The sequence below is a fragment of the Veillonella dispar genome (assembly GCF_937975875.1).
Lineage (GTDB): Bacteria > Bacillota > Negativicutes > Veillonellales > Veillonellaceae > Veillonella > Veillonella dispar_B.
The window spans coordinates 1-9,961 of sequence record NZ_CALJSP010000143.1; the positions used below are offsets into that span (position 1 = coordinate 1).

General features: G+C 39.2%; 11 protein-coding genes. 1 reads left to right on the top strand and 10 read right to left on the bottom strand.

The genetic code is table 11. The annotated features are described in order from the left end of the window. Window positions 1–49: 49 nt before the first annotated feature. The 8 genes from surE to recG all read right to left on the bottom strand — a co-directional run bounded on the left by surE (window position 50) and on the right by recG (window position 8,059). On the bottom strand, window positions 50–811 hold the full coding sequence (gene surE / locus Q7P05_RS06900) for a 5'/3'-nucleotidase SurE (protein ID WP_303931302.1): 762 nt from the start codon (window positions 809–811) through the stop codon (window positions 50–52). Window positions 812–828: 17 nt separating this feature from the next. Beyond that, window positions 829–2,091, bottom strand: coding sequence for a glycosyltransferase family 2 protein (locus tag Q7P05_RS06905; protein WP_005386342.1), 1,263 nt, complete (start codon window positions 2,089–2,091; stop codon window positions 829–831). A gap of 19 nt (window positions 2,092–2,110) precedes the next feature. Then, window positions 2,111–2,782 carry a CDP-diacylglycerol--serine O-phosphatidyltransferase gene (gene pssA, locus Q7P05_RS06910; protein ID WP_005386341.1) on the bottom strand — a complete coding sequence of 224 codons (672 nt, stop codon included), beginning with the start codon at window positions 2,780–2,782 and terminating at the stop codon, window positions 2,111–2,113. Then, window positions 2,775–3,416: a phosphatidylserine decarboxylase family protein gene (locus Q7P05_RS06915; RefSeq protein WP_005386340.1), complete on the bottom strand. Its 642-nt coding sequence runs from the start codon at window positions 3,414–3,416 to the stop codon at window positions 2,775–2,777. Before Q7P05_RS06915 ends, pssA begins: the two co-directional genes overlap by 8 nt. Window positions 3,417–3,430: 14 nt before the next feature. After that, window positions 3,431–4,153 carry a WecB/TagA/CpsF family glycosyltransferase gene (locus tag Q7P05_RS06920; RefSeq protein ID WP_295824925.1) on the bottom strand — a complete coding sequence of 241 codons (723 nt, stop codon included), beginning with the start codon at window positions 4,151–4,153 and terminating at the stop codon, window positions 3,431–3,433. 15 nt (window positions 4,154–4,168) lie between these two features. After that, window positions 4,169–5,623 carry an IMP dehydrogenase gene (gene guaB, locus Q7P05_RS06925; RefSeq protein WP_295231795.1) on the bottom strand — a complete coding sequence of 485 codons (1,455 nt, stop codon included), beginning with the start codon at window positions 5,621–5,623 and terminating at the stop codon, window positions 4,169–4,171. Between the two features lie 76 nt (window positions 5,624–5,699). Continuing rightward, the gene (locus tag Q7P05_RS06930; RefSeq protein ID WP_105089292.1) at window positions 5,700–5,885 is read right to left on the bottom strand and encodes a 4-oxalocrotonate tautomerase; all 186 of its coding nucleotides are present in this window, start codon (window positions 5,883–5,885) and stop codon (window positions 5,700–5,702) included. Between the two features lie 131 nt (window positions 5,886–6,016). Continuing rightward, window positions 6,017–8,059 (bottom strand): ATP-dependent DNA helicase RecG, encoded by a 2,043-nt coding sequence (recG, locus tag Q7P05_RS06935; protein WP_303931304.1) that lies wholly within the window; start codon window positions 8,057–8,059, stop codon window positions 6,017–6,019. A gap of 223 nt (window positions 8,060–8,282) precedes the next feature. On the opposite strand from recG, the gene rpmB reads away from it, so the two are divergent. Continuing rightward, window positions 8,283–8,471 (top strand): 50S ribosomal protein L28, encoded by a 189-nt coding sequence (gene rpmB / locus Q7P05_RS06940; protein WP_005386334.1) that lies wholly within the window; start codon window positions 8,283–8,285, stop codon window positions 8,469–8,471. 107 nt (window positions 8,472–8,578) lie between these two features. On the opposite strand, the gene Q7P05_RS06945 is transcribed toward rpmB, so the two are convergent. Next, window positions 8,579–9,568: a deoxyguanosinetriphosphate triphosphohydrolase gene (locus Q7P05_RS06945; protein WP_303931306.1), complete on the bottom strand. Its 990-nt coding sequence runs from the start codon at window positions 9,566–9,568 to the stop codon at window positions 8,579–8,581. Then, window positions 9,565–9,961 (bottom strand): kinase/pyrophosphorylase (locus Q7P05_RS06950; RefSeq protein ID WP_303931308.1); only part of this gene is annotated, 397 nt, incomplete at its 5' end. The genes Q7P05_RS06945 and Q7P05_RS06950, both read right to left, overlap by 4 nt.

The window sequence follows — 9,961 nt, forward strand, 5'->3', positions numbered from 1 at the left end:
GGAACATTTGTTATTATACAGATATCCCAAAATAATGTCAACATATTTTTTATATTTTATCTAAAATATTTTTAACGGCTTCCATACCGACATCACATTGTTGCTTCCACGTAAGTGCTACCCCTGTTATATAGCCCTTGCGCGCATACTCCACATCGGTAGGAACACTTTCGGCACCATAATCAAGCTCGCCTGCTAACCAATAATAATCTTGCCCTCTTGAGTTAATACGAGCATCGATAATATTACTATAGGTTTGTAAACCTTGACTCACCATTTTAAAATGATTCCAATCACAGGCCCCACGCAATGGGAAGTTTACATTCAATAAGCCATCAAATTGACCTTTAACATAGATCTTTTCAATTAATTCATGTATAAAAGGATGCATTTCATCCCCTCGTTCAGGAGAATACCGTTCAACAGATAATGCTAAGCCTGGAATGCCGTAAAAACAACTTTCCATGGCAGCAGACACCGTACCGGAATACAATACATCCGATCCCAAGTTAAAACCATGATTAATACCTGAAATCACAAGATCAGGCATATCATCACTCAATAAATAACTAAGACCAAACTTCATGCAATCAGAAGGAGTTCCCGTTAGAGCATAAAGGCGAGGATTTTCATCCTCGCCATTGTACGCATCTAATTTTAAAGGAATCTCAGTCGTCAATGCATGGGATTTAGCACTTTGCTCATTTGCAGGTGCTACAACGGTAATTCGATAATATTGACTTAAGTACGATGCAAGACGGCGTAAACCATCTGCTAAAATACCATCATCATTACACATTAAAATATGCATAGTCACTCCTACAGATTCTATTTTTTATTCTTATTCATGTTTCCCATACGGGTCAATTTAACGTCATTTAAGCCAACAGCTCGCGTATGAACTGTATGAGACCACACCTTATTATGACGGCGGAACCAACCTAAAATATTTACAGGAATCCAAGAGTATACAAACAATGGATATAGTAAATAGTAGAACCAAATCTTTGGTGGTACCTTAATCTTCAATAATACGATAAGTGGGAATAAATATTGACCCACCCCAATGATAGTCCATACAGACATCGGTAAAATTTGATACAAAATGTTTGTATAGATTGGTGTGTATGCATTGATGTAAGACAATACCAAGTAAACAGTAGTCAACAATAGGAAATACGGTTGACTCACTTGGAAAATACCATCCAAAATCATAATATTGCCAGTTTTAATACCGGTGGCGAACAACTTTGGAATGTAGCGGCCTGCACAGTCGAACTGACCTTGCGCCCAACGTAAACGTTGTTTACAAGACGCCATCATGGTTGTAACCTTTTCATCATATACGATGGCATCATGAGCCCAACATGTGCGAATACCATGAGTTAACAACTTCATGGAGAATTCCATATCCTCAGTCAAGCTATTACAATCCCAACCATATTCACGGATGATGGATGTACGTATACACATACCAGTACCGCCTAAGGCTGTAGATAAACCAACGCGATATTTTGCTAAATGCCACATGTGGTTAACCATCCAAAATGCGATAGAGAATGTACCCGCTACCCATGAGTCCGTAGGGTTTTTAGAATTTAAGTAACCTTGAATAACAGATTCACCTTTTTCAAGATGATCATTCATTTCTAACATGAATTGTGGATGTACTAAATTGTCGGCGTCAAAGATAAGAAATGCATCATATTTCCGATCCATTTGTTCCACGCGATCAAACATCCACCCCATTGCATAGCCTTTACCTACTTCTTCTTTATTGAATCGTTCATGCACATTAGCACCAGCAGCTCTTGCCACCTCAGCAGTCTTATCTGTACAGTTATCAGCTACAACAAAGATATCGTACAGCTCATCTGGATAATCTAGACTTCGTAAATTTTTAACTAATTCACCGACTACAGCTTCCTCATTATGAGCACACACAACAATAGCAAAGGAATTTTTTGGGGTATAGTTTTTATGTACTCTAGATCGCCACATACCGATTACGGCGAGTACAAAATAATAAACCGTATAAATTACGATTATTACCTGCATAGGGATCAAAATCAGATCCAGTAGGTAATTCATACTATTCTCCTCCACACACTTATTTACGCACCATGTTTAAAGCGCCATTAATAAGGCCAAACACTACATAGCCAGCAAAGATCATCACTGCCCATGTATGCCAATCATAAACGAGACAAGCTATAACAAAAATAGCAGTGAGTACAATGGAAAGTTTATTAATATTAACCGCAGATTTACCTTTGAAGTCTGGATATTTTACTTCACTAACCATTAAGAAGCCTACACCAATCATACAAACTACTAGTACAAATTGAGGTACCTCTACGCCACACAATACGTAAGTAGCTGCCAAGCAACCTGCTGCTGGAATTGGCAAACCTTCAAAGTAACCATGAACTTCTTCAGTTTTGATGTTAAAGCGAGCAAGACGGAATGCGCCTAATACAGCAAATGCTAGTAAAGGAACATAAGCAATCCAACCTAAACCGTATAGCTCTTTCATATATAGCATATAAGCCGGTGCTACACCAAAGCCCACAACATCAGATAAAGAATCTAATTCACGCCCCATAGGACCTGCTACACCTAATGCTCTCGCTACACGACCATCTAAACCATCAGCGACTAAGGATAATAGTACGCAAATAGCTGCATAGAAGGTATTACCTGTAGCAGAGAATGTGATGCCAAGGACACCGAAGGCTAAATTAGCACTAGTAAATAAATTTGGAATAATAGATTTATTCATGACGCAACCTCCCGATAACAGTGTCTCCACCTGTAATATGTTGACCTTTTTCCACGAACAACTCTACATCCTTATCCATGTAGATTTCAGTACAGGAACCGAATTTAATCATCCCGTACAATTGACCGCGTTCAAGCACACTATCGAGATCCGTCCAAGATACTATACGACGCGCTAAAAGGCCCGCAATTTGTGTTACTAATACGGAAGTGCGATCATTTTCAATACAAATAGTATGACGTTCATTTTCAAAGCCTACATCATCTTTAAAAGCAGGCAAGAAACTGCCCATTGTGTAATGACGGTATGTAATTTTACCGTCAATAGGCGCACGATTGGCATGTACGTCGAAAACAGATAAGAAAATAGTTACTTTTTTACATTCTTTATGTAAGTAAATATCTTCGTATACATCAGAAATATCCATAATTTTACCATCTGCTGGAGATAAAATTAAATCTGGATCTTGAGGGATTACACGTTTAGGATTTCTAAAGAAATTGACGAAAAATAATGCCAGAATAAATGAAATAATCGCAATTACATAATGTCCTAAAAATCCTAACACCACAGTGATAATGAGCATAGCCCCTATCAGTGGAAACCCTTCCTTAATTATTGGTCCTGTAGGCACGATTCAACACTCCTCTATTTATTTCTAATAACGGTCCACATAAACTTAGGAATAGCCAACATGCGGCCAATCCGTTGAGGTTCTAAATATAATCGATACAACCATTCGAGACGATTCCGTTGCATCCATTCTGGGGCCCGAGGAATATTACCTGCCAAAACGTCAAAGGAACCACCAATACCAATGGCAACAACGCCATCAAGGTGACTCAATTTTTCTGAAATCCATTGTTCTTGCTTTGGTACGCCTAAGGCAACAAACACTAATTTTGCCTTAGACTCCCCAATAGCTTTAACGATTTCTTGTTCCTCTGCGCTATCGAAGAATCCATCATGAATCCCTGCAATATTTAATGGTCCAACTTGGGCAGATAAATTATCAATTGCTCGTTGAGCAACACCAGGTGCTGCCCCTAAGCAGTATACAGGAATTTGCTGGTCAGCCGCAACTTTAAATAATCGTTTTGTTACGTCTACCCCCGTTACGCGTTCAGGCACATGTTCGCCTTGACGCTCTGCAGCCCACAAAATGCCAGCCCCGTCGGGAACGACAAGACTAGCATTATTCAATATGGTGTGCAATGTAGGATTTTCATTTGCCAACATAACCATTTCTGCATTAGCCGTGGCTACTAAATGTAGCCCCGGCTCTTCAGTTAATTGCAAAATACGTTGGACTGCCTCATCCATTGTTACACAATCGATAGGCACAGATAAAACAGAAATACGTTTATTCAATGTAATACTCCATTATCAACCACTATAATTTGGTGCTTCAACGGTAATGCTTACATCATGCGGATGGCTTTCTTTCAAACCAGCCGCTGTAATTTGAATGAATTGAGTATTTTCAATCATTTCTTGGATGTTATGACATCCGCAATACCCCATACTTGCACGCAAACCACCAACCATTTGGAAAATTGTATCAGCCAACATACCTTTATAAGGTACGCGACCTTCAATACCTTCAGGAACTAATTTCTTAGCTTCTGTTTGGAAATATCGATCTTTACTACCAAGCTTCATAGCCCCTAAGCTACCCATGCCACGGTATACTTTATAGGAACGACCTTGGTAAATCACTGTTTCCCCTGGGCTTTCATCAGTACCAGCTAAAATATTACCCATCATAACTACATTGGCACCAGCCGCAATAGCTTTGGCAATATCGCCAGAATATTTAATGCCCCCATCAGCGATGATAGGAATTCCATAGCGACGACCTACTTGAGCAGACTCATATACTGCAGTGATTTGAGGTACCCCAATACCTGCAATAACGCGCGTTGTACAAATAGAGCCAGGTCCAATACCAACCTTAACAGCATCTGCACCAGCTTCAATAAGAGCCTCTGTACCAGCTGCAGTCGCCACATTACCTGCAATAACAGGAATATGAGGATAGGCTTGTTTAATTTCTTTCAATGTGCGAAGTACACCTGCAGAATGACCATGTGCTGTATCTACAATGATTACGTCAGCCTTAGCAGATACAAGTGCATCAAGACGATCATATAAATCTTTAGATACACCAACAGCAGCACCTACTAATAATCGACCACTGCTATCCTTGGCAGAATTTGGATATTTTGTCGCTTTTTCAATATCTTTTATAGTAATTAAGCCTTTTAAGTTTCCATCGCCATCTACGAGAGGTAATTTTTCAATACGATGTTCACTTAAAATAGCTTTTGCCTCTTCAAGAGAAGTACCTTCTGGTGCAGTAACAAGTGAATCCTTTGTCATGCAGTCTCCGATTTGGCGAGTTAAATCAGTTTCAAAACGCATATCGCGATTTGTAATGATCCCTACTAGTTTACCATGTTCTGTGATAGGTACACCAGAAATTTTATATTTTCCCATAATTTCTGCTGCATCAGATAGTAAATTTTGAGGACTTAAGAAAATAGGATCAACGATAACACCATGTTCAGAGCGTTTTACCTTATCAACTTCATGTGCTTGTTCTTCAATAGACATATTTTTATGGATAACGCCAAGGCCACCTTCACGAGCCATAGCAATAGCCATACGGGATTCAGTAACTGTATCCATCCCAGAACTAATCATAGGGATATTTAACGTAATGTCACGAGTTAATTGAGTTTTTAACTCTACTTGATGTGGTAGCACATCAGAAGCCGCTGGTACTAATAAAACATCATCAAAAGTTAGTCCACGCATACCGAATTTATCGTCTCTCATATTTAATTCCTTTCCGTATAATAAAACAAAACTACGACCCGCCTAGTCCACATTGGACTAGGCGGTCAGTCGTAGCTTAGCGTTCAGACCGCAAAATGCCGCCTTCCATATAATCATCTTTTTTCATATCTACGAAGATAACTTTTACTGCGTCAGCAGGTACATTAACGATATCAACCGCAGCTTTAGTGATAGCTTCACCTAATTGTTTTTTTTGTTCTTTTGTGCGCCCTTCAACGAGCTCTACATGAATAAGTGGCATATTGACCTCCATAGATGAAAATGAAATAAATTTGTTTGTTCTATTATACGGTATGAGGAACAGATACACAAGGGAAAAACCCAGATAAAATCTAATATTATCGCTACTTATGTACTTATTATTCCTACCTCTTAATTATACAATATTCTAAGAAATTTTTCACCAAATCTTTTTTCTAATTCTTCTTTCATTATAGATTCAAGTTTTTCCATTCCATGTTGGCTTGCAAAATCTAATACATCCTTACGAGCCTGTACTAATATTTCAATATCTTTAATAATATTGGCAACTCGCAAATCAGGTAATCCCGATTGAGCTAAGCCAAATAATTGACCAGACCCACGCAATAATAAGTCTTGTTCAGCAAGTTCAAAACCATCCTGTGTCTGTTCCATCAATTTCAAACGCTCTTGGCTCACATCATTTTTTGAATCACTTACAAGAATACAATAGGATTGATGAGATCCACGGCCTACACGGCCACGCAACTGATGCAATTGAGATAAACCAAATCGCTCTGCCCCTTCAATGCACATAATGGTCGCATTAGGCACATTGACACCAACTTCAATAACGGTAGTAGAAACGAGTAGTGAAATATCACCCTTATGAAAGGCATTCATCACTTCATCCTTTTCACTTGGTTTCATGCGACCATGTACAAGGCCAACTTCATAGGCCTTGTAAAAGTACTCTTTTAATTCTAAATACAGTTCTTCTGCTGCCTGTAAGTCTAATTTTTCAGACTCTTCTACTAGAGGACATACTACGTAAACTTGACGTCCTTCTGCCATTTCTTTGCCGAAGAAGTTTCTCAATCGTTCTTTATATGAGCTATCTACAGCATACGTTTTAACAGACTTACGCCCTGGTGGCATTTCTTTAATTAAAGAAACCGCTAAATCGCCATACACAGATAATGTCATGGTTCGAGGGATTGGTGTAGCCGTCATAATCAGCACATGTGGGTATGTACCCTTTTGTTGTAATCGCGCCCGTTGTTCTACGCCAAAGCGATGTTGTTCGTCGATAATGACGAGACCTAAATTATGGAAGTTAACACCTTCCTGAATAAGCGCATGAGTGCCGATGATCATATTAATTGATCCGTCAGCTAAGCCTTCATAGATACGCTCTTTTTCTTTTTTTGTAGTAGAACCAGTTAATAACTCTATAGTAATACCTAAATTACGACATACCTCTGTTATGCCTTCATAATGTTGAGCCGCCAAAATCTCCGTAGGGGCCATTAATGCCCCTTGGTAACCATTTTCGATGGCCTTCAACAAACTCAATGTAGCCACAACAGTTTTACCAGAACCTACATCACCTTGCAATAATCGTTGCATAGGACGTTCATCTTCCATGTCGATGCGAATGTCTTCTAATGCACGCTGTTGATCACCTGTTAAGGAGAACGGCAAGTTTTCTATACACTGAGCCATTAAGTCCCCATTAGGTCCCATCTTAGGTCCTTTATGACACTGCTCTTTATTCCGCAACAAGGCCAATCCAGATTGCATGACAAATAACTCTTCATAGGCCAATTGATGACGCGCTTCTTCATATCGCTCTGAAGAATCCGGGAAATGCATCATTTTAAATGCATCATAGCGACTCATGTATTGATGTGATTCACGAACCTCAGTAGGCAAAATCTCTTGCAATTCATGATTAGCGGCAAACCAATTGCGTACTGATGAGCGCACCACAAATTGAGATACACCATCTGCAAGAGCATAAATAGGAACGATACCACGATCAGGCTCTCCACCATCTCCTAAACTTTCTATTTGGGGCGTATTCATTTGCATAGACCCATATTGAAATTCTGCTTTGCCATATGCATATAGACGCTGCCCTTTTTTATAAAAGTTCTTTTTATACCCTTGGTTAAATAATACAATCTTTAGTGGACCAGTACCATCTGCAATGACCACCTCTAATATAGACAATCTAGGTCGAGGGCGTTTTTCTTGTACAGCAATAACATTGCCTACTACGCCACCGGTCATACCTGACTTTAATTCACCAATTCTATAAATTGTACGGCGGTCTTCATAGCTCCGAGGGAAATATGTCAACAATGATGTTACATTCGTAATCCCTAGCTTATGCAATTGTTTCTCCCGACCAGGACCAATCCCTTTAATGGTCGTTAACCGTTCATCCATAGAAACTCCTTTAAATATACGATAAACACTGAGGATATATCCAATTTCTGTATATCCTTGTGTAAAAGCCCATTCATATCATAGAATATGATATATAGTATACCTTATATTGTAGTATATTTCATAAAAAGAGCAATATGTACGATAAAAACACTTGCTTTAACTATGTCTTTATGATAATATACTTTTGTTATGTTATAGATTAAGCTTGGAGGTGGAAACTATGGCAAACCTTTGCGAAGTATGTGGCAAATCCACATCTAGCGGTATGAACGTGAGTCACTCTCACATTCGCACAAGAAAAACTTGGAAACCGAACATTCAAAGAGTACGGGCGGTTGTAGACGGTGCTACTAAAAAAGTTAACGTATGCACTCGCTGCCTTCGTTCTAATAAAATTACACGCGCGTAAAATAAAAAGTACATGTACTCTTTGGGGTTCTAGAGCCCCAAAAAAAGCAGTTAGTTCATTTGAACTAACTGCTTTTTTTGTTATCTATGTTCCTATTACTAAAAATCTTACAAGGTAATATTTGGAATATAGTACTGTTTAAACAACTTAATAGCATATTGATCTGTTAAGCCTGCTACATAATCCACCACATCACGGGTAGAATAAAACTCTCTTGTACTTTCACAGCCCTCCATATCGTCAGGATGTTCCATAAAGTGAGTAAATAAGTTTTTCACCACATGAGATGCCTTATTTCGATCAGGAATTAAAGCTGGCGCCAAATAGACATTTTTAAACATAAATTGACGGAATAGATTCATGGTCATCTCTATATCGGAGGACATAGAAATAACAGGCTTATCTAAAGATTCGCGCACCATATCTTCAACCATGGCTGTAATCATGCTAGAAAGAGTCATACCAAAGTGTTCACGCACTTCAAACGGTAATTCCTCAGCCGTTAACATGCCGGCACGCTGTGCATCATCAAAATCGTGACATAAATAGGCAATGCGGTCGACGATACGAATAATTTGTCCTTCTAAGGTAACTGGAATTGTAGCCCCTGTATGACCTAGAATACCATCGCGCACAGCAGTCGTTAAATTAAGTCCTTGATGTTCACCATGTTTTTCCAACACTTCAACCATGCGCAAACTTTGTTCATTATGATTGAAATGACCTACCATATCACGTAACGCATATTCCCCAACATGACCAAATGGTGTATGTCCCACATCATGCCCCATGGCAATAGCTTCTACCAAATCCTCATTGAGTCGCAATGCACGAGCCACTGTACGACCAATCTGACCTACCTCAAGGGTGTGAGTCATACGCGTACGATAATGGTCACCTGGCGCAATATAAACTTGTGTCTTATGCTTTAACCGTCTAAAACATTTACTGTGAATAATGCGGTCCCGATCACGTTGAAAGGCAGTTCTAAGTGGATCGGGAGCTTCCTCAATATCACGGACTGCATCACGGCTTTTTGAAGCATAAGGAGAAAGGAGTAACGCCTCCCGCTCCTCTATTTGTTCCCGTATATTCATTTACCCTCCGATGCGCGGTTACGGTCGATAAGTTGCATAACAAGAGATGCTGTTTCTTCGATAGATTTATTGGAAACATCTAACACTTGGCAATGCAAACGACGCATAATAGCCTTCGCGTATTCTAGTTCAGATTGAATACGCTCAATAGAAGCATAATTTGCTTCGTCCTCTAAACCGATAGCGCGTAAACGTTCACTACGAATATTATTTAACTTAAATGGGTCAATAATAAGACCTACAATTTTCTTAGCTGGAATTTTAAATAATTCTTCTGGCAATGGTACCTCTGGCACCAATGGCAAGTTAGCAGCTTTAATTTTTTTGTATGCTAAGAACATAGACAATGGTGTCTTACTTGTTCTAGATACACCAATAATAACTACGTCAGCC